This is a genomic window from Paenibacillus allorhizoplanae (genome assembly GCF_927798215.1).
Classification (GTDB): Bacteria; Bacillota; Bacilli; order Paenibacillales; family NBRC-103111; genus Paenibacillus_E; species Paenibacillus_E allorhizoplanae.
Genome location: NZ_CAKMMW010000019.1, coordinates 1 through 22,031, shown reverse-complemented (window position 1 = coordinate 22,031; position 22,031 = coordinate 1). Strand labels below are relative to the sequence as shown.

Here is a 22,031-nt window from a genome sequence, read left to right as displayed (position 1 = left end):
TTGCAAATTGAATCCCTTATTCGACGAATGGAATGACGACTGAAACGATCAAACCGCCTTCCTCTCGTTGGAGAATCCGTACACCGGCCTTCTCACCAAACCGTAATTGTAAGCGTCGATGCACATTCAACATCCCCGTTACTTCCTCCGTCGCTTGCCCTTCTTGCGTTTTGGCCTGAAAATTTCGCAGTTCCTCGCCGGTCATCCCTTTGCCATTGTCCTCAACTTGGATGATAACAAACCTCTCTCCGTCATCGTCCTCCTTGCATCTGGTCGATATCCGCAGATGACGCTCATGATGGTCCTGATCAAATCCATGATGATACGCATTCTCCACGATTGGCTGTAAAATCAACCGTGGAACAAGCATTTGCTTACATTCCTCTGGCAAAGGCTCCATTTCAAACGAAATCCGGTTCATATACCGGATAGTTTGAATTTCAGCAAAAGCACGAACATGGCTCAACTCCCGCTCCAACGGGACTTCCTCACTGCCATTTCGGGTCATGTACTGAAAATAATCGCCGAGATATTTGGTGAATCGGGTCGAGTTCTCGAAATCTTGCGCTTTCGTCATGCGATACAATAAGTAGAAGCTGTTATATAAAAAGTGCGGATTGATCTGCGATTGCAGCTGTTTCAGTTCGGATTGCTGCGTACGAATTTTCTGCTCGTAAATTTCGAAAATCAGTTTTTTCAAATGAGCGACCATGTTATTGAATTGGGCATACAAATAATGAAATTCATCACTGCTTTTATAGGTTAGCTCGACTTGCAGATCACCGGATTCCACCTTGCGGAAGGCTCGGACAAGCCTGCTGAGCGGGCGATGAATGATGCGATACACATAGATAGAGAACAAAATAATGACAATAAGTGCACATAAGGAGATGAGATATAAATAAACCTGATAATGATCCAGCGGCCCCATCACAGCCTTTTCCGGAACAAAAGCAACCAAAATCAGATCTAGTGCCGGTGAATAGCTGGAAACTGTGAGAAGACGCTGATTCCCGATTTTGATAAGCTCATTGGCTGCTTGAACGATCTGTAAAGAATTGTCCTGCAACGCGGACAATTGCCCCCGAACGGTCTGACGAATAAGGGCGTAGGCCTCTTTATTTTGCGTATGGACGATATCCCAATCTGCTTTCACGATCGCTGCGCCGCCCTGGTCATAATTAGAAATCTGCGCTAAATACGATTGCATGGCGGGCATGGAAAGCTCCAGTTCCAGGACGAACATTGGGTCGCGCCCTTCCACCAACTGGTTGTTGGGATAATATTCACGTAAGTAAAGATGATCGCTGTCGCGATAAAATAATCCTTTATGCGAGAACGAATCCTGTTTTAATCGATCCAGACGCTCTCGAGGTAAGCTGTCGGCTAACTCCGTAGATGAAATAATTTTATTAATAGGCGGAATATACACACTTGCCCGCTCGATATACATACTCGATTCCTTTAATAGGACGAGGCGTTGCTGAAACCTTTTCAAAATAACAAGCTTCTGATATTCCGTTAAACTATCGGCCGTCACACTGAGCGCTTCCAAGTCTTCGTCATTCATGAATTGCCGTTGAATACGTCCCATTCTGTCGATTTCATTCTCAAGTGATGAGCGATAGAACTGAATTTGGGACTCGAGTGATTTGGAAATTTCCTTGCGGACAAGCCCCGCACCCCATTCATTAATCTGTGTCCCGATCACATACATAGGTGAGAGCACGATGAGAAAAGTCACTATTAATTTGCCAAGTATCGAGAACCGTCGCTGTCTCCCTGCCATCCGCATATCTCCCCACCCAAACGCCCTTTTTCTCACTATACAAAAGATTGAGCAGATTGGATATATGAGTGACGCCATAAGATAATAAAAAGCAAGCATGATAAAATTGTCCCATCCTAGGGCAAAATACCCCGCCAGTAGATTCCTCTACTTACGGGGCAGCTCGTCATCAACCTATTTGTTCTTCGCGTACCAATCGTTTACTTCTTGCTCGATTTTATCGCCGCCAAGCTTTTGGAACTCTTCAGCGAACTTGTCGAACTCATCGACGGATGAATCACCCATGATGATCTTGGTGAACGTTTCAGCCACTTTCTTCTTCAACGTCGGCAGCTTCTCGGACATCGTCGGCGTTGCTGGAGCTAGGAACAAATTATATTGTCCGATCTTCGCTTTGTTATATTGATCAATAACACTATAACTACCGCCATCGCCCATCACGATATTGCTAAACCACATGGTGTCATCACCAGCTTTAAACTTCGTCATGCGATCAAAATGAACACTGGCTGGGAATCCAAGTTTACTGCCATCACCGGTCTTTAAAGATTCTTGCACCTGGTGATAGGCATCTAAATTCGTATTCAGCGAATCCATCGTAACTGGCGCATATTTCGCTGCCATAATCCCCGTTTTCGAATCGGTAATGAATGGGTTAGGATCCGGTGCATACGATTTTTCGTAAAAACGATTGATATAGATATTCGCTAACTTAATAGCCGCTTCCGGATGCTTCGATCCTTTTTTCACCACATAAAATGTACCAGCTGTGTCGTAAAGCTGTGGTACAGCTGGCTGACTATCCGCAGAAACAATTGGGAACACTTTCCATTGCGCTTTCGGATCCTTCGTGTGATTCTCCTTCTGGATATAGCCGCCATCTGACACTAGTCCGTAGGCAAGCCCGACACGTCCCGCTGCTACATCTTCTTGGATTTTAGCTGGCGGTTTAACGCCAAATTCCTTATCAAGCACGCCATCCTTATAGAGCTCTTGGAGCTTCTTTAAAGGCGCTTTTAGTTCTTTTTGAACAAAACCATATACCAATTTACCTGATGGATTCTTAATGAAAATATCGGTATAACCATGATAGCCGTTAAAGAAGCCACGCAATGAACCGTGTCCATAATCCCAGAAATCTTTATTTACCGCAAGCCCGATCGTATCATCTTTCCCATTTCCGTCTGGATCTTGTTTGGCAAATGCAGTTGCTATTTTAATCACATCATCCATCGTTTTGGGCTCAGGCAAATTCAGCTTCTGCAACCAATCCGTTCGTACGTAGATCATTTCAGCTGTACTGATACCGCCGTTACTGAACGTGTGAGGAATGCCAAGCATTTTGCCGTCAATTGTAGCTGCCTTAATCCCGATTCCACCATCTTGGTTCAACATATCTTTCAAATACGGCGAGCTGTATTGTGCCCATACTTTCGTTAAGTCCTCTAACTGACCCGCATCCGCCAAACGCTTCATTTCCTCTTTATTCACCTCAAGGAAATCTGGAATATCGCCCGATGCGATAGACACATTCAGCTTCTGATGGTACTGCGTTGAATCAACCGACCACGAATTTTTCACTTTAATCCCGTAGTCTTGTTCGAAAATTTTGGTCCAGATATTGCTGTCGATCGAATCGCCAGCTGCATATTTGAAAGTTGCGTCCACCGATCTCACCGTCGTCACTTCAATTGGCGGATCATATTTCGCCAACGGGTCTACTTTCACTGCCGCCGTTTGAGCAGCCACCGGACTAGCCGATGCCGCTGCTGTTGCGGATTTGGATGCCTCTGGTTGATCCGTCGAATTGCTGCATGCACTTGCGACAACTGATAATAACATCATGGAGCCTATTGAAACCGCCCCGTATTTTCTCCCTTGCTTCATGGCCATTTCCCCCTCGTTCACCTAATATTCCAACTGGATACGTTTTCATTATAGAATCACTCGAGCATAGCTCGAAACGGGACATTCTTGCGAACCTTGCTTTTTATTACGCTCTTTGTATCTCTTTAGGATAAATGATGGCCCAGGGGGATGGCAATGGGAGGGATCGTCTTAACCATCAAAGTAACGGCAAGAAGGAAAATGTACTATGAAAGCCCACGTTATGGAAATTTCTACCAACAAACCGAATGTGCCTCTACACCTTTTTTAATGTACAATGAGATCGTAATCACTTTCGACGAAACTTGGGGGAATTTAGTATGTATGAAGGGAAAATTATTAAATTCTATCGAGAGAAATCCCAATTAACGCAGGAGCAACTGGGGCGAGGTATTTGCTCTGACACGCATATTAGTAAAATTGAACGCGGATCTACTGAATATTCACCAGAGATTATCACCTTTCTGTCTAAACGACTGCAAATCGATATTTCATTAGAAGCCATTCGGCTTAAAAATATAAGAACACGTCTTCATTATTGGCATGACGTTATTATTGAGCAGCTATTTGAGGAAATGGCTATGTTGTATGAAGAACTGGAACAGGAACCGCTAATCCAACTCTCAGACTACCAACCCCTTTACAACTTGCTGAAGGCCCGCTACTATTTGATGCACAACCAAGCTGATAAAGCCTATAAGGTAATTAAGATCTTCCATAAGGATGTTCAGCAACTTCCCCTGTATGAAAGTAATTTATACAAACATGTCATGGGGATGTACTATATGGCGAAACAAGAGTACTTAAAAGCCATTGATACGTTAACGGCGATTGTTCATGAGGATTACAATAATCCCGAGTACTACTATCATTTAGCCTCAGCCTATCACGCCATTCAATCACCTGTCATGGCTTACTTCTATGCGGAGAAATCACTTGCTTTTTTCAAAGGGATCAATAGCTTCTTAAGAATTATCGATGCCGAAATGCTGATGCTGATTCAAGTCAAAGATGAGAAAAGCCGCGATTTCAAAGAAACCATTCGACGGTTTGAGAAGCTGATTCAAAGCTGTGATATCTGCCAAGCACCTGTTCGTAAAGCAAGAGTGCTACACAATTTGGCTTATGAGTACATGAGAAGAGAAAATTATAAGCTCGCCAGCAAGTACTACCAGCAATCGATGAATTTAAAAGAAAAGAAAACAGGCGGTTACCTGCTTTCTTTGGAGGGATATATTCGAAGTTGTTTACATGGGAATCTACTGCCAAGTGAAGAATTAATGCAAATCACCAAAGATGGACTAGCCCTGGCCAAGAAGCTGAAGGAAATCTTCTATATGCATCTGCTTCAGCTCCTCCTTCTCTTGATACAGAATAGGGAACAGGAGTATCATCTCTATTTAAGTGATATAGCTCTACCTAAATTTAGAGAATCGGGCAATACATATCTCATCCAAAATTCGGAGAAGGAATTATTTGCCTTTTACATGAAGACGAATCAACCCGATAAAGCTTTGGAGATCGCAAACATTGTGCTGAATAAAGTGAATTGAGTTTCTTGTAATCTAGTTAATTGGCTTAAGACCGACTTCATTCAAGTAATAAGCCAAATCCTTTTTCCCGTCTTTTTCTTTCGGTTTACTCTTACCTTTCACATCAGGGTCCATCTTCAGGAAGTTCTTTTCAATGTAACGAACTTCTTTCTCGTCTACGGTTCCATCTTGATTTATATCCTCTTTCTTGGAGGATTTTCCGAAAGCGTTGGCGACTTTCTTGAGATCTTCAATGTCGATCATCCCATCACCATTCACATCTCCGGCGTAGCTAATCGGTTGTAATTGTCCAAGCATTTGATTTGTCCCGATCAGCTCGCCACCTTCTGTTTTACTCAATTGGACCGAAAATTTACTTCTCAAATGCCCTGGGACCTCTACAATGACCTCATAAGCTTGTTTCATGACAGGGAGATTATCCATGTAAAATACGCCGTTTGGATCAACAATTCCCTCATACGTTTTGCCATCAACCGATTTCGCAAACACTTTTGAGCCAATTTCACTTAAATCCTTCGTCCAATCCAAGTAACCATTCTCATCTAGGAAGGCCTCCGCCCAAGTTACCGATGAAATTGTTGAGTGTTTCGGAATAATATCAAATCCATTGATTTGATTAAACACAGGTGCTATCGTTTGTACAGTTTCACCATATTTCTTGTAGAAAAACTCTTCAATATTTTGCTCGATATTCATCGTATCTTTGATTACCCCAAACCACTTATCATCCACTAATTTAAACGTGACATCAAGGAAGGCACTGTCTCCATCAAACCCATGGAAATTGTTACCCGAAATGGTTGCTCCAACTTTCACCATTTGTTTCGATTCGTACACATCGTGGTCCGTTACAACTGGCTTGTCCACGTTCACCTTCAGGCCTTTTTGGGCAGCTATTTTTTGAAAAGCAGGATTTACCTTGACATCTACAAATTTAAAATGCTTATAGTAATCTACTGTATATTGACCTGAGATTAGCTTTTCAACATTATTTAAGTTTAAGGTCATGGTAATCTCATCACCAAGATACACTTTTTTCTTGTTATACTGCGGTACAACATATGCCGAGCCCGCTTTGATAAATCCATAGTGACGGAAATCTCGAATCAGACGAGCATTTGTGGCCATATCAATAGGGAATACATTCATCGTTAACGGATGATCTTGTATATCCTCTGGCGTCACACCGAACTTCACATTCCCGTTCGCCTGAATTGGGAATTCTCCGTCAGGGAAAACATTTTGATTTTCATAATAGTACAAATGATTAGCGGATTGCGTGATATTTGATGAGGCCAATGATTCAATCGCTGTATCATGTACGTTGGCATGCACCCAGAGCGCACGATGGCTTTTTCCATCTATCTCTTCAACTGTATACATATCATCACTAACTTCATAAACTCCTGGCGCGTAATCAAGGAATTTGAGTTCAGGTAATGTATTATCAACAACAAAATCTTGTTCTTTTGTAAATGTGTGACCATTCGCTTCCGTGGCAATCATCTTGATTGTATAAGCACCTTCAGGTAAGTTGACAGCATCAGGGCTAATGGTTGGATTAGTAGGTTCTCCTATTAAAGGATACACCCATCCGCCAACGGGGTAGATATATATATCTTGGTCTAATGGCGCATCAACCGCATTAACCGTACCACCATTAGCACTTCCCAACACTTTTCCGTTTTTATCCGAAATGAGCACATCGATGGTTTGAATAACACTATTTAATTTAAAGAACAATATTTTAATTGGGTCTTCTTGAAATGGATGCATGATCTCAGGAATATCCGTCATAATGGCCTGATTACTTAATTGGATATACTCAATTCCTGGCTCAACGACACGAACAGCGAAAGGAATTCGATATTTCTCTACTGTTTGTGTAGCATCTGCACTCACAATGTTAATATATCCTTCATATCTGCCTAATGCCGCATGGGCCGGCACCTGAATGCTCGCTGTCAGATCGAACAACTGATTGGCTGCCACATTCACCGTGTTTGGAACCGTAACCGTAACACCATTTGCTACAGCATTCGGTACACCAGGCTTAGCCGGCAGATACTCAACGGAGAACGTAAATTGTTTATTTTCGACGCTTCTGTTTTGAATGCTCAGACGTCTGCTCTCTTCAACGGCTTTATTAGCAACTTTCGCGTGGTTCCCGAAAAATATGGAGCCGGTTGGATCTTCGATTTCGACTAATTCGCCCTCATTGTTTACGTTTAGTGTCTTATCTATTACTTTAACAGAAGTAGTCGCATACACCGCTTCGACAACATCAACTAATCCCGCACCCACTTCATAAACGGAATATGTACCATTCAGCGCATCTGCGGTATTCATCAGTGCAGCCTTTACATCAAAAGGCGTGAACGTAGGATTTTTTTGCAAAATCAGTGCGGCAATACCTGCCATATGCGGCGTAGCCATTGATGTGCCAGATATACGAGCATAGGCAGACGAATAATCTATCCCATCTTCTGGACTATTGATATATTCTGGGTAGCTGGAGTAAACAGCCACACCCGGCCCGATTACATCGGGTTTAATGTCGTAATTCGTATTGACTGGTCCTCTTCCACTAAAATCTGCTAATTGATTACCTTCTGTTGCCAAACTGCTAACATGACCAAACGTAATCGTAGGCAAACTATCCAATCCTAATAAGAACTCCCCTTCCGCTTTGGTTAACCGGAAAGAAGGGATAAATTTAGGACCTTGCCCTGTATAATGCGGAATTTCGCCATCGACATTGTTGAACATGAGAACCGCTTTCGCTCCAGCCGCTCTCGCATTAACGACTTTTTCATCTAAAGCATTTTCCCCACGTTGAATTAGAGCAACCTTCCCCGTAAAGTCCTTGCCTTCAAAGTCATTCGTCATACCTAGTCCCGCGAATTCAATCGGGAATGTCTGTCCTGTTAAATCCTCAAGGTTATCCGTATAATTTTTGGCTAGCAGCTTCATATCCGGAAGTTGTGTAGCAACGGTCGAATAGACAGTCGCAGATACGGTTGGGATGGACATGGAGAAATTGCTTGCTCCAACTGTAATCCCAAGCGCTGTTACGCCAGGTACAGTTACGGTTCTCTCATTTGGTCCTGAATTACCAGCAGCCACAAGACAAACTACGCCAGAGAGGGTTGCGTTGTTAATTGCTGTAGATTCAGGTGCTAGTGGATCATTGTATGTGGCTCCCAAGGATAAATTAATGACTTGCATCCCATCTTTAACAGATTTATCAATGGCTGCAATTATGCCGCTCTCAGCTCCACTGCCATAGGGACCTAATACACGATAAGCATAAAGATCAACTTCCGGCGCTACGCCTAAAGCGGGAGAAGCAACGTTATTGCTTCCCTGGCCAGCGATCGTTCCCGATACGTGAGTTCCATGAGAAGTGAAATAAGTAGCTCCTTCTGGTTTTCCAGCCTCTTCCCAATCCTTGTATGTCGTTTCCATAGGATCCGCATCGTTATCGATGAAGTCCCATCCCTTAACTGTTGTTGGATCTATTGACTTCGGATCAACATTCCGTTGAGCCTTATACCCTTTATACACATCCTTTAAATCAGGATGATTATAGTCGATCCCGGTATCAAGGACACCAACTTTGATCCCTGTCCCTTTAATACCTTTATCGTGAAGAAGGTCAATACCATCTAAAGGAATACGATTCTCATCGGTTTGTCGCTCGATCAGTGCTTCAATTTGAGCAGATGACAAGGCCGCTTCCTTCGGATCAAGCTTAACGACGTTATCTTTCCAAATTCGATTTACGACGCCTGATTGCAATAACGATTCAATATCAGAACCTGGCAGTGTCATGGCTACGCCGTTAAATGCATGGTGATACTCTCTTGTAATTTGTATGTTCTTTTCACCAATAACGAATGGATTAATTTCAGGAATAGATGGCGTCTTACCTTGCTTTTTTTGCACAAATTTTTTAAATGTCTCATGATTTTCTTCTGCATGAGCTTGCGCGGCTGTAGGTGAGATGTGAATGCCTTCTGCCGCTTGCTTAATCACTTCTACCTTAGCAGGAGCCTGCTTAAACTCAATAATGACATTAGTCAGTGCAGCACTCTTCAAATTGATTTCTGGCGAAATGACAGGTCGTCCAACTTGAATTTCGGTTAGCGCTTTCTTTTGCTCAATCGATAGATTTTTTAATAGACTCTCTGGATGTGGAGAAGGACTATTAGCAAATGCTTGATAAGGAAGAAATGATGATACGACTAACAAACCAGCTAAAGCTTTTAAGGTCATTTGGTTACATTTACTTATACGCATAATTTCTCTCCTCACTGTTATTTACTCTCTATTATTAAATAGGTAATCCGCTAATAGAGTTAGTCTACATGCACATCAAAAAGACGTAAATGGGGGGAATTTAGGCCGTTTTTCAGCATTTTCGGATTAAAAAAGTAATGTACGCATGGGGGAATTTCCATATAATACAAAAAAATGCGCCCCTAAATGCTAGAGGCGCAAGCGATTGATTCATTATTACTTGGAATATTTCCCCTATCAATGAAGTCGGTAACTTTATGCTTTTCCTTCACTATTGAATCTCGTATATGTTGAATTGCTCCCTACCAACAATTACCAATGTCAAATCTATCCTGATGGCCGAATTCATGCCATAATAAAAAGCAGGGCGAGGGCTAGATCTCGCACTGCTTTTTCTGAATTTTGCCTATTCCACGTTATGATACACTTGTTGAACATCCTCTAAATCTTCCAAAGCGTCAATCATTTTATCGAATTGAACTTGTGCGTCATCAGATAACGTGACGTTATTTTGAGCAATCATTGTCAACTCCGCAACTGCGAAATCCGTGATGCCAGCCTTTTTGAGCGCCTCTTGAACGGCGTGGAATTCCTCGGGCTCTGCATACACCATGACCATGTCTTCTTCTTCAAGAAGATCACGAACATTTACGTCCGCTTCCATCAGAATCTCCATGATCTCATCAATGCTTTTATCTTCAATACCGATCGCTGCTGTCGCATCGAACATGTAAGCAACCGAACCCGTTACTCCCATGTTACCACCGTTTTTACTAAATGCGGCGCGAACGCTTGACGCGGTACGGTTTACATTATTCGTTAGCGTGTCCACAATAACCATAGAGCCGTTAGGTCCAAAGCCTTCATAACGAAGCTCTTCATAAATTTCATCAGAGCTGCCTTTGGCTTTGTTAATCGCGCGGTCAATGATCGCTTTCGGTACATTATACGTTTTGGCGCGTTCAAGAACGACTTTCAACGCACGGTTTGATTCCGGGTCTGGCTCACCTTTGCGTGCTGCTACATAAATTTCAAGGCCGAACTTCGCGTACACGCGACTCGTACTCGCATCATTCGAAGCTTTCTTCTCTTTTATGTTATTCCATTTACGTCCCACTATGGATCCCACTTTCTATTATGATGTCATTCCCTATCATAACCTATTTTCATGCGAAATTAAAATATTTCCATAGGTCTTGATGATTTTGTCATTATAGATAATACCAAACTTCGAGCGTTGTAGGGAAGATTTCAAACGATTTTTATTTGAAGTGACCCTTCGGCTTTCCTTTTTTACCGCAGATGAATGGTTATCGGGCCATCTTGATCCCATAGATAAATTTCCTGCTTTTCGGGTGTCACACATGTTATTAATACCCCTTCGTCACCACGGGTAACGACTAGATCGAAACAAGAATCGAACGCTCGGATTGAACGCAGCGCCATCGTGTCCCAGTGTTCAGGCATTCGAGGCGAACAGGAAAAGGTACGAAGACCCGTGGGCACGATGCCGAATAAGCCCTCAACAATGACTCGTGCGTAAAGTGCGCTTTCCGCAGAGAGATGCCGCCCATTACCTTCGGGAAATGCCTCAACCGCATAGGGAACATGTTCACCAAGCAATCTGTTCCGCGAATATTCGAGCAGATATGTGATCCCAAGCTCTATTTCGCCCGCATAGAGAATGCCCCGTAGTGCATACAAAGTGGAGCGATCCCAGTAAGTAGTTTCCCCCGCCTGCGTGACAAGTCCGCCGTTTACCCACAATCGCGAAGAGAATAAGGCTGCAATCGTCTGTTCCTTGCGATCTAAGATATTCATTGTTAGAGGTACACAAATCCACGAACGCAGAATGTCGTTTCCTTCATAATAGCGATAGGTCTCGTATCCCTCAATAGTTGCGCCAAAATGGGCTTCAATCGCTTGTCGCAGTTCAGCCGCCTCTTCCTCTAAGCTTGGAGCTTGATCTGCTTTCCCGACTGCTCGCGCAAGGTGAGCGGACGAAAGAAGAGCACCGTATGCAAGTGAAGATGTGAACAGATTGGCGTCACCGCTAGGAAAGCGATTCTCCAGTTCATCCGAATCTGATGCGACAACGCCAGCTTGGTTTCGTTTCCGCCGGCAATATGCCAAACACCATTCGATAGCTGGCCACAACTGTTCAGCTATTTGCAAGCTGCCGCTTGCCAGTGCAAACCGCGCCGCACCATAGGCGTACATCGCTGCATCCCCTCGATCTCCCGCCCCCTCCCAAATATCTACGCCTTCGGCGATGATAGAGGATGGTATGGGATGGAAATCAGGTCCCATGAACGGCATATAAAGTCGATAGGCATTTAAGGATGCCTCCATTGCATCTTGCTCGCCTAAAAAAGGGAAAAATGGACCCGCATATTCCGCTTGATCGTTCGTCCATACGGCCGCGTAGTAGGATCCGCCACCGGGACAGTGCATGAAACCGCACTTGGTGCGAAAAATGCTCTCCGCCGCACGGATTTTGGCCAAATCAAACATTCGGTTCAAATGAGGCTCTGGCGTTTCAAGCTGCAATGACGAACCGATCTCCTTCAAGAATTCCCGCCGCTTCCTTTCCTCGTATAACACGTCGAGACTTTCATAGGATCCCTGCAATGTCGAAGCACAGATCCAACTCTTGAATTCCAGCGTCTCACCCGCTCTCAGCTCCATGATTGACGGCGCGTCATGTCCCGTTTCCACCTTATAGACCCCTTTGGTACCTCTTCGATAGTATACACGTGCTATCCGCCCTATTTCGAGCTGCACAGAGTCCTCCGTCATGTTCTGAACTTGAACGCGTTCAAGCGCATACGGTTTATCTCTCGTCGGAAATACAGTTCTACGAACCAGAACGCCTTGATCGGAAACAGAAGCCATATGCAGAATCCCGTCGAATGTAATTTTGAACAGTTTTTCTTGGACAGGTTGACCCCCAACACGCATACTCGGCATAAGCTCCTGTCCAAATGCCTCCATTAAACTAGCATGCGTATCATTCGGAATCGTGCGCAAGCCTGGCCATACGACTTTGCGCTTTAAAATAACGCCACCTTCCGAATCTATACCGTACATCACGATGAGGGAAATCTCTTTCCCACTCATTTCGACATGATCCTGGTGGGCAAGATGTCCGAGATGAATGTCCCAGACGATTCCTGCTCCTTCACCTAAATGCCAACGTATGTTTGCCTCTGAGGAGGACTCATTTGAATCCGTTGTTCGCATCGTTTCTCGCCCCTTTCTGGTCTATTTATCCTTACTTCACGCGGATAACTTCTATGACAACTTGACTGCCAAGAGGTGATGAGCATTGGTCTTAAAAAATTAAAAAACCGTTCCCTGGTAGAATACCAAGGAACGGTCGTTACATTACTTCGATGGATCCGGGTACACATCAACCGAAATGCTTTTCCCGTTAGCTGTAATCATCGTTGCTGTGAAGGAAGCCACCTCGACAGGTGTTCCATCAATCGCTGATGTTGCTGGTTTGTAGATATACTTCGCATCTCCGCGATATAATCTGACCTTACTATTGATCGTGGAGAATACCCAGTCGGTAGGATCGACTTTACCGCCAGCGGTTGCACCAATATCCGCGTCTGTTGATGGATAGGTATAGCCAGCCGTTTCATCTCCTGCTAAAGGATAAGGCTGATTCGACAATCCATTCACATTGTTAACACCTGTAATATTGGATTCAACTGCAAGATATCCTGAATCTGGTACAATGTTATCATTCGTCCATTTGACATTGCTAATAAAGATTTGAATACCGAAAATTGGTGCTACACGGATCACAGAACTGTTTTTAAAGGCATTGTTGCCATATTGATCCATTAGCGTAATATTGCTAAACGTTTGTTTCAGCAGCAATTTCTTGGCCACCGTATCGATGGTATTACCTGTAAAAATGTTAACGCCTGCTTTCAACTGCGACAATCCCATAATTCTAGCTTTCCCATTATAAGTTGCTGTTAGTGAGCTAACGACTAATGGATCATCTTTAATGGCGATGTTATCGAGGAAAGCCACTTTATTACCCGTGTAGTTTGATGGCTTGAATAGCACGGATATGCTAGTTGTTCCAACATCCTTACCACGAATCCCATACCCGTCAAAAGCGTTTGCAACAGCACCATCAGCTCGTGGCTTATTCACAATGGAAGAAGCTCTCGTGTTGGAAGTCGTGACCGATTTCAACTGTTGAATCGTGTTATTCGGGAGCTGAACAATATTGCCGTTAGCATCCTTGGCCGTGAGTACAACTTTACCCGAAAACATATTCTCTAAAGATACACCTTCTGTTGAATAAACGTTATTAATGACATTCGTCAGTGAGCCTTGCAGCGTATCCTTCACCTTATCGACAGCATAAATGCCATTAGCAAATGGTGTCAGTGTATACACCAAATTATTGGCTTCTCGACCTTTCAGAAGCTGCGTCGTACCAATGGCTGTTGACATTAAGGATGCTGATCCTGCGGCAACCGCAGCCTCATCCCCTTTATACAACTGAGCTGTAACCTGGTACGTACCTTCATTGTTATCGCCAACCTTGGCAATAAAGAAGAAATCGCGATCCCGATAATAACCGAAATCAGTTGACACTTTACCTGAGTCATAACCTTCTACCGTACCATCTACACCCCTTACGATAAAAGATGTTTTAGTTGTGTCCAAGAAGGCAGTTGTACTTCCTCTGAGTACATAAACTGCATCTGTAACCGTACCAGACGTTTTGGCAAAAGATAATTTCATCGAATAGCCTCGGTAATCTCGATCAAAATCCTCATTATACTGATCTTTGAACTTCAAACGGAACGCATTCTCCGTTCTTCCATTCACCATTTCGAGTGAAGGAAGCATCTTAGGTTTCGGTACAACGGAGAAGTACACAGTTTTCGGAAAACGCTTGGCAACAATATTCGTGCTATTCACAGCCGTTTTCTCACTTGTGAGGAGCGAAGCTTTAATTGTTAACGGACCTTTATTTATGTCTGATAACGTTTTTAAATCGGAGACGCGAATTGTACCTCTATTTGCACCACTCTTCTCGATTCCGCCAATTAGTCTGCCAAGTGAATCCTTGGCGCCAACTGATATATTGCCGTTTGAAAAACCAAACACATTAATCTTATCGGCATTTTCTACAACTTCATCTGTCGTAAGAATCGTTCCGCCTTGGTCTTTGACAACGATTGGCAAGTAGAAGTCCTCGTCACCTACGGCTACAGTATTCGGGAAGTTACCTATGCTAATCTCATAAGGCGCTTTGGAAGCAGCCACTTTTAACACCTTTGAAACGGATTGGCCTGATCCAAGTCCCGTCAACGTAAGCGTGACATCCTGGATGCTGAAATTAGTAAAGCTATAAGCAGCTTTGACCTTCAACTCGGGTATGCCATCTCCGGTTTCGTCAGCAATAAAGTCAAATCCTCTTGCAGGACTTGTTGCAGACATGTCGATCACACCCGTTGCAGTGGAACTTGTTAACGTGCTGTTTGTTAAAATATCCAAATCCGTAACTGGATAACCATATTGGTCATAAGCCTTGTAAGGAAGCGCAACCAAATCACCAGCCTCGAATTTCGTCTTCCCACTCACATAAACAACATCGCTCAGTTCAACTTTACTAACCGTTTGCAATTCACCAACCGTAAATGTCTTATTGGCTGTCACGGAGTAATCCGGAGCCATGATGGTGACAATCACTTGCGAGTCTTGACGCAGCTTGTTGCTGTAGACGGCATGGGTAACATCAAGCATGACTGACTGTGAATCACCCGCAGGTATCGCATCGCCATCTAGACTTGTATGGATGGTAAATACGGCTGCACTCAGATCGGACACTTCCTTGTACTGATTCACAGCTTTAAAAGTAAGTTTGACTTTCCCTTGCGCAATTTTATCCGACGGTGTCGTGAAATCAATTTGCGTGATTTTCTCGTTGCCAACAGACACTTCTGCCGTGCCTTTATCCACAGTTAATCCGCCATCTTTGACAGCCTCAACCTTTACCGTATAAAGCCCTTCTGTCATTTTCGTATCCAACGTGATCGTCACTTCGTTCTTGTTGGTATTCCACTTCTGAGCACCTGTAACTGCTGATCCTGTAATAGAGCCACGAAGAACGGAAACCGTTAACTTACTCGTATCAGCGATTGAGCCATTCAATTTGACCACGAGTGTTTTAGCGCCCGTAGCTTTAAAGTCAGCCACAGAAACTTTGGACAGGGCGGGACCTCCGGCTTGAATCAGCTGATACGCCGCGTAAGCGGCATTGACAAGCAGCTCGCGATTCACTGTTTTGGTGAAATCAGCCATGTCAGCTAAGAGTCCCACTTTGATGGCAGAAGCCACATTCACTTTCGCCCAATCGGACACGATGCCCTTCACTTTGGCCGTATCGGTTTCATCTGCCTCCAGCTTGAAAACACGTGTAAGTACAGAAGCTGCTTGTTCAATTGTGACTAAGCCGGCTGGATCAAACCGATCTTTCTCCACACCTTGCATATAGCCCGCTTTGGTTGCTGCTCCAATATAACCTGCCGCCCAGCTTGCTTCACCTAGGTCTGTATATGTGGCGCTTGAAGGAACATCTTCCTTTAGACCATTCAACAAAACGGAGATTTTGGCAAGCTGAGCCCGTGTCACCTCTTTATCGAGTTCAGCTGACCCTGATTCGTCGGAACCATCGAAAATGCCTTTGTCTTTGAGAGCTTTAAACTTGGATGCCGTGTCCATCGTTGTTGTCGCTGGGGTCGTTGCCGTTGTAGTTGAAGTAGTTGGTGTAGTGGCGTCTGCGTAAGCAAAATCGACGGAAGCAAACAGTGAGAACATCATGACGGATACCATGACTGCGGATAACTTTTTCTTCATAACGTTTGTTTTCATTTTTCCTCCATCATTCCTTAGTCGAATTCGAAAATCATTGCATACTGCTTCCAATCAACCCGCTTTTTCAAATGCAAGCGCTTACCAAATTGGCAGTCCCTCCTTCCATTTCTAAGACAAATTATAGTTTATCGGAGAAATCGTAACATACTAGTTATTTACGTCTATATTGAACTAACTTATGGTACAGGAACCATATCGCATATAAACTCTAATTTTTCCTCCTCCGGAACTCCGTTGGTGAAACACCATGAAATTGTGTGAATTGTTTGGTAAAATGATGGACTGAAGAATACCCGAAATCCTCCGCAATGGCCGTTATGGAACGGTTGCTTTCCCACAGGGCTGCTTCCACTTGCCTCATAATGGCTTTGGTCCAGTATGCTTTGGGCGATATTCCTGTTGCTTGCTTGAATAGCTCATGGAATTGCGTTTTCCGAAGCCCACATTGGCTCATCCATTCATCATAACCTCGACTTGCATTCGCTTCCTTGTCCATTCGCTCGATGATCGGAATAATTCGGTAATCGATGAAGTGTGGCGTTGAAGCAATTTGTACAAGTGATAGAAGAAACGCTTTAAGGAGATTGCTTACGATTAATTCGGAATAGTGGTCACTTTTCCTCGACTGGGTCACGGCATGTATGAATAATTGCCCAAGCGAAGCATCATGCTGGATAGGCGTAACGACAGGTAGCATGTCCAGCTCTGAACACGGAACAATGTGCGTTAGCAAGTCACGATTAAAGTCAGACTCGTCCCAAACGAGATGTTGACTGCTTCTCAATTGATAATTCCATAAATCACAATATAAGTTATACGTAGCTAACGGTTGATCTGGATGTGCGTAAAAGGAGTGACCCACTTCAGGTGGAAAATAGATCAGATCACCTTTCTTCACCGGATATGTTTTCCCCTTGGCGCTGATCGTCCCTTTGCCTCCGGCAACGAAATGAAAGGCATAGCAATACCCGATTCTGCCCATCTCAGCTTGGTTTCGTTCGACTGGAAATTGATAATAATGTCCTACTCTTACATAGGGACTAATGGCAGTTAAGGAAGTCATAATAACCCTCGCAATCGAAAGTAAATTGACGATATGAATGACCGGAAGAATTGATCAATAGACGAACACAGAAGCAAATACAATAAGCATATGACATGTTATATTTTCTATATTACAACACTTGTTGGAGGGTGAGTAGGTTGATTAAGCAAAATGGAAGCGGAAGTTTAACTAAGGAGCAATCACAGTTTTATGAGGAACAGGGCTATCTCATCATCCCCCAGTTATTATCAGAAGAAGATTTGGCCTCTGCACGTGATGCGATGACTCAGAAGGTGTCGATGATTGCGGACGAACTGTTCGCGGATGGACTTATTACGGATAAGCTTGAAGATCGGCCATTTCCAAATCGGTTAGCTGAGCTATTTCAGGATTTGTCCGCCGAAAACTTCTTGAAATACGGCAGAAGCTGGCGCGACCGCATCCCTGGTTACTTCACCTTGATGAGCAATCCGAAAATTTTGGACGCGGTAGAATCGTTAATTGGCGGAGAGCTATTCGCTAATCCGGTATATAATGTGCGGCCGAAGGTCCCGAAAGTAGCAGCTGGCGCAGTTCCTTGGCATCAAGATAAATCGTATTGGCCGGATGCGAATGCGAATCCCGTTATTACCGTCTGGATCCCACTTGTCGATGCCAATGGAGTGAATGGATGCCTCCATATCAAGCCGCAGACACATCGCAAACGTGTGCTCAAGTGGCATCGTGAAACCCACACGGGAACAGGCTATACAGCGCTCAAAGATAGTCAACTTGGCAAAACAGAAACCGTTGCCCTGCCTGTCCCCGCAGGAAGCGCAATTCTGTTCAACGATCGTTGCCTTCATATGTCCACTCCGAATATGTCCGATACGGTTCGCTGGAGTGTTGATCTGCGCTATCAGCCTACAGATCAAGATCCTATGGTTCAGCATGGGGTTGGCTTCCTAGCTAGAAGCTACAAATTCCCATCACGTGTGGCTACGCTGGAGGATTGGCTTGCCGGAAGACCAGAGCATGAGGAATAAGTGGCAGATGCGGTTGGGTTATGCTAGTGATGGTCTGGAATAGCTGGAAAACCTCCAGTTAAATCCTTCACTTTTCACAAGAAAATGATTTTAACTGGAAAATATACAGCTTAAATCCTGGAAATACGCTCATCTGGCCGAAAGTCATGAAATTAGCTGTAGGAAATACAGGTAATCCCTCTCAACCTTTAATTTCTAAGAAAATAACTACCTTTTTTCCATCTATTTACTGTATCGGTCAAAACGTCCAACACCAGATCCGCGTGTTTCCCGCGCTAGCGCAGTAAAAAGTCCTTCGGATTCATCCCCGAAGGACTCGCAACATTCGCAAGGGTTTACACGCTTCCCTTGCGAATCCAAACTGCCATCTCGCCTACTCCTCGATTGCCCCAGAGATAATACGGCACCGCCTTGAGCTTCACTCGTTGTGAAACATCCTGCTGTGCGAATGGACGGTACGGCGTATCCTCCGACCAAGAAGCAGACTCATTGGCATGGCCTTCTGCTTCAATCACCACGGCTCCGCCTAACATATCTGCATCGTAATTCATTTGCAGCTTTTGCATGGCATCAATTGATACGGTCGCTAGAGGCGCACTATTGTCCACTTCTTCCAGACAATAAACGAGAGGTCCGCGCTCAATTGCAACTTTGCCAGCATTAGCTCGGATTGCGGGATGAGCGATCGTCAACTGCGCCTCGACCGTAAGCTCCCACTCCACAATATCCCCTTGTACCCATTGCCGCTCAACGGATGCATAACCATTCACTATCTCATAAGCTGTCCGTACACCATTAATTTTCATAACCGCTCCACCCTGGCTCCAGGATGGGATGCGCAGCGCAAGTGTAAACGGGTCTTGCGGAGCCAACGTTAGCTCTATGCTGACATAACCTTCCCATGGAAGCTTTGACTGCTGGGTAAAGGCGACTTCGCCAATAGCAAGCTCAAAGCGAGCCTCGCTGCCGATAAACAGATGCGTGTAGACCGTATTTAACGCTCGTGAAGACGTGAAGATATAACTGTTCAATGAACTAAGCAAGCGTGCCACATTCGGAGGACAGCAGGAGCAGCCAAACCACTTCTGCCGTTCTGCTTTGACATGATGGCGACCTGGGTTTAACTCCGATGCTTTGGGCCAAACCTCCAGCGGATTCACATAGAAATAATGCTTGCCATCCTGCGACATGCTGCCAATTACGTTGTTGTACAACGCGCGCTCCATGACATCCGCATACTCACTCTTCGCTTCTAGCTGCAGCATACGCTGAGCAAAGAAGATGAGGCCAATTGAGGCACACGTTTCAGCGTAAACCGTGTCGTTAGGCATATCATAATCGAAGGTGAAAGCTTCACCGTGATGTGTTGCGCCTATTCCCCCTGTGATGTACATCTGCTTCTTGGTTGTGTTATCCCATAAGCGGCGGCAGGCTGTGAGTAACTCTTGATCTCCCGTCAGTCTGGCAAGATCAGCCATAGCTGTATACATATAAACAGCACGCACCGAATGTCCGATGGCCACTTCCTGCTCGCGAACCGGCTTATGTGCTTGATTGTACGCCATTTGCGCTACTGTCGGAATCGGTTGCTTCTTTTGCGTCCAATAGCTAAAACCTTCTCTTACTTTACATTCTTCAACTAGAAAGTTCGGTTCCGTACCGCGCTCATCTATGAAAAATTGCGCCAGCTTCACATAGCGTTCTTCCCCCGTTACTTGAGCAAGCTTAACGAGTGCAAGCTCGATTTCTTGATGGCCGTCATAGCCTCTGATCTGACCAGGTTCACGACCGAAAATCGTTTCAATATAGTCAGCGAATTTGCACATGACATCTAACAACCTTCTTTTTCCCGTTGCATTGTAATAAGCAACAGCCGCCTCCATCATGTGACCTGCACAATATAATTCATGTGCTTCATACAAATTCGTCCATGCCTGACCTGGCTCCTTGATCGTATAATACGTATTTAAGTAACCGTTCTCATGTTGCGCTTTGGCAATCAAATCAATGACCTCATCCGCCGTTTGTTCCAACGTAGGATCCGGCGTGTTCGCCAGTGAATACCCCACCGCTTCAAGCCACTTGGCAAGGTCGCTATCTTGAAAAATGAAACCGCCAAACTCTCCTTCTTCGAGCCCTGCTGCAATACGGAAATTGCGAATGGCATAACTAGGCTCTGCTTCAGCAATCGCATCATTCAAGGCATCCCATTGATACGGAATTACAGTGCCTCGTACAAGCTCCATAAATGGATTCCAGAAATCATCTTGTATGCGTATCTTCGTGATAGCAGCCTGCTTGTGTGTGGAATTCACCATATGTAAACTCTCCTCTTGTGATCCAATTTTATATAACATTTGATTATCAGCTATTTACAGTTTATCCTTATAAATAAAGAGAAACTATGAATAATTACAACTTATTTTATATAAAATTTAACACTTCATAAAGGAGGGAAAAGGATGAGTGAACTTAGCCATATCTGGATGGAACTACCACCACTGCCCTATTACCTCATGATTGGCTTGTCCACCTACCGTCCAGGCGAAATGCACCCCAGTCGACGCAATCTAGGCATTTTTGATCTTCTCTGGGTAACCAAAGGGACTTTATACATCGGTGAGGATGACAAGGAGTGGGAGGTTACAGAAGGCCAAGCGTTATTACTGCTGCCAGATCGCTACCATTATCCCGTCAAAGGCTGTGATACAGAGACCGTTTTCTATTGGATTCATTTTGACTTTCATGGTGTCTGGCAGCAAACATCGGATCAGGATCTCGGGACTGTTTACCCGCAGCAAGTTCGGAAATCTTGGGAAAATCCGTATCGGATCCGCATCCCCCAATATTGCACTCCACCCGAGTTCGCGCTTGCCGAGCGGCATCTCCGCAAGCTGTTGACCGACTCGGCTCATCATCGTTCAGAAACCTATTGGAGTGAGCAGCAGCTTTTCATGGAACTGCTACGTCTCCTTGATGCTGGACAGTCGCGTAACGATGCGTCACCTGCCCTGATACTCGCCGACAAGGTCGAAGCGTATTTGCGCCAACATTATCAATCCGATGTGACGAATAGCTCACTCGCTGAAGAGTTTCATTTTCATCCGAATTATATCGTCAGATGTATGAAAGAAATCTATGACTGCACACCAATGGCCTATCTACACGACTACCGGATTGAGCAGGGGAAGCTGCTGCTCATTAAAACAGAGTGGTCCATCGCGCGAATTGCCGATCATATTGGTTTTCTTCATGCGCCTTACTTCTCCAATTGCTTCAAAGCAGCTACAGGCATCTCGCCGCTTCGGTTCCGTAAACAGTATTCACTATGATGGCATGTAATTCGAAGTTAAATAAGCACACATAGCTTGTCTATTCTCAATACTACGGGCGAATTTCAACGCATAAGACCTCCGTTGCAACTAGAATAAAAAGTGGACACCTCGTTAACAGATTTAAGATAATAGATACAACGAGGAGGTGTTCACAATGGGTGAACAACGGCAAAGGTACAA

11 protein-coding genes are annotated in these 22,031 nt (G+C 44.4%); 3 read left to right on the top strand and 8 right to left on the bottom strand.

Annotation, left to right across the window (positions count from 1 at the left end):
• Positions 1 to 16: 16 nt before the first annotated feature.
• Both L6I86_RS25055 and L6I86_RS25050 read right to left on the bottom strand, forming a co-directional pair.
• Positions 17 to 1,789, bottom strand: coding sequence for a sensor histidine kinase (locus L6I86_RS25055; protein ID WP_236291132.1), 1,773 nt, complete (start codon positions 1,787 to 1,789; stop codon positions 17 to 19).
• Between the two features lie 174 nt (positions 1,790 to 1,963).
• Positions 1,964 to 3,676, bottom strand: coding sequence for a type 2 periplasmic-binding domain-containing protein (locus tag L6I86_RS25050; RefSeq protein ID WP_236291131.1), 1,713 nt, complete (start codon positions 3,674 to 3,676; stop codon positions 1,964 to 1,966).
• Between the two features lie 320 nt (positions 3,677 to 3,996).
• Here L6I86_RS25050 and L6I86_RS25045 point away from each other — a divergent pair, with 320 nt between their 5' ends.
• Positions 3,997 to 5,229 carry a helix-turn-helix domain-containing protein gene (locus tag L6I86_RS25045; protein WP_236291130.1) on the top strand — a complete coding sequence of 411 codons (1,233 nt, stop codon included), beginning with the start codon at positions 3,997 to 3,999 and terminating at the stop codon, positions 5,227 to 5,229.
• 12 nt (positions 5,230 to 5,241) lie between these two features.
• Here the strand turns inward: L6I86_RS25045 and L6I86_RS25040 are convergent, their stop codons facing one another.
• From L6I86_RS25040 to L6I86_RS25020, 5 genes are all read right to left on the bottom strand, one after another.
• The gene (locus tag L6I86_RS25040; protein ID WP_236291129.1) at positions 5,242 to 9,531 is read right to left on the bottom strand and encodes a S8 family serine peptidase; all 4,290 of its coding nucleotides are present in this window, start codon (positions 9,529 to 9,531) and stop codon (positions 5,242 to 5,244) included.
• Between the two features lie 406 nt (positions 9,532 to 9,937).
• A complete protein-coding gene (locus L6I86_RS25035; protein WP_056613021.1) occupies positions 9,938 to 10,648 on the bottom strand; it encodes a YebC/PmpR family DNA-binding transcriptional regulator in 711 nt (236 codons plus the stop codon).
• A 176-nt stretch (positions 10,649 to 10,824) separates the two neighbouring features.
• A complete protein-coding gene (locus L6I86_RS25030) occupies positions 10,825 to 12,774 on the bottom strand; it encodes a glucosidase family protein (protein ID WP_236291128.1) in 1,950 nt (649 codons plus the stop codon).
• Positions 12,775 to 12,918: 144 nt separating this feature from the next.
• Positions 12,919 to 16,428 carry an S-layer homology domain-containing protein gene (locus tag L6I86_RS25025; protein WP_236291127.1) on the bottom strand — a complete coding sequence of 1,170 codons (3,510 nt, stop codon included), beginning with the start codon at positions 16,426 to 16,428 and terminating at the stop codon, positions 12,919 to 12,921.
• A gap of 226 nt (positions 16,429 to 16,654) precedes the next feature.
• Complete coding sequence (locus L6I86_RS25020) at positions 16,655 to 17,509, bottom strand: AraC family transcriptional regulator (RefSeq protein WP_236291126.1); 855 nt, start codon at positions 17,507 to 17,509, stop codon at positions 16,655 to 16,657.
• A 140-nt stretch (positions 17,510 to 17,649) separates the two neighbouring features.
• Between L6I86_RS25020 and L6I86_RS25015 the strand changes: the two genes are divergently transcribed.
• Positions 17,650 to 18,516 (top strand): phytanoyl-CoA dioxygenase family protein, encoded by an 867-nt coding sequence (locus tag L6I86_RS25015; RefSeq protein WP_236291125.1) that lies wholly within the window; start codon positions 17,650 to 17,652, stop codon positions 18,514 to 18,516.
• Positions 18,517 to 18,851: 335 nt separating this feature from the next.
• Here the strand turns inward: L6I86_RS25015 and L6I86_RS25010 are convergent, their stop codons facing one another.
• Positions 18,852 to 20,834, bottom strand: a complete 1,983-nt coding sequence (locus tag L6I86_RS25010; RefSeq protein ID WP_236291124.1) for a glycoside hydrolase family 127 protein — start codon at positions 20,832 to 20,834, stop codon at positions 18,852 to 18,854.
• Between the two features lie 144 nt (positions 20,835 to 20,978).
• Between L6I86_RS25010 and L6I86_RS25005 the strand changes: the two genes are divergently transcribed.
• Positions 20,979 to 21,848 (top strand): AraC family transcriptional regulator, encoded by an 870-nt coding sequence (locus L6I86_RS25005; RefSeq protein ID WP_236291123.1) that lies wholly within the window; start codon positions 20,979 to 20,981, stop codon positions 21,846 to 21,848.
• Positions 21,849 to 22,031: the final 183 nt, after the last annotated feature.

Coding starts and splice junctions, on each gene's coding strand:
- L6I86_RS25055 (WP_236291132.1), bottom strand. CDS start 1,789: ATGGCAGGGAGACAGCGACGGTTCTCGATACTTGGCAAATTAATAGTG.
- L6I86_RS25050 (WP_236291131.1), bottom strand. CDS start 3,676: ATGAAGCAAGGGAGAAAATACGGGGCGGTTTCAATAGGCTCCATGATG.
- L6I86_RS25045 (WP_236291130.1), top strand. CDS start 3,997: ATGTATGAAGGGAAAATTATTAAATTCTATCGAGAGAAATCCCAATTA.
- L6I86_RS25040 (WP_236291129.1), bottom strand. CDS start 9,531: ATGCGTATAAGTAAATGTAACCAAATGACCTTAAAAGCTTTAGCTGGT.
- L6I86_RS25030 (WP_236291128.1), bottom strand. CDS start 12,774: ATGCGAACAACGGATTCAAATGAGTCCTCCTCAGAGGCAAACATACGT.
- L6I86_RS25025 (WP_236291127.1), bottom strand. CDS start 16,428: ATGAAGAAAAAGTTATCCGCAGTCATGGTATCCGTCATGATGTTCTCA.
- L6I86_RS25020 (WP_236291126.1), bottom strand. CDS start 17,509: ATGACTTCCTTAACTGCCATTAGTCCCTATGTAAGAGTAGGACATTAT.
- L6I86_RS25010 (WP_236291124.1), bottom strand. CDS start 20,834: ATGGTGAATTCCACACACAAGCAGGCTGCTATCACGAAGATACGCATA.
- L6I86_RS25005 (WP_236291123.1), top strand. CDS start 20,979: ATGAGTGAACTTAGCCATATCTGGATGGAACTACCACCACTGCCCTAT.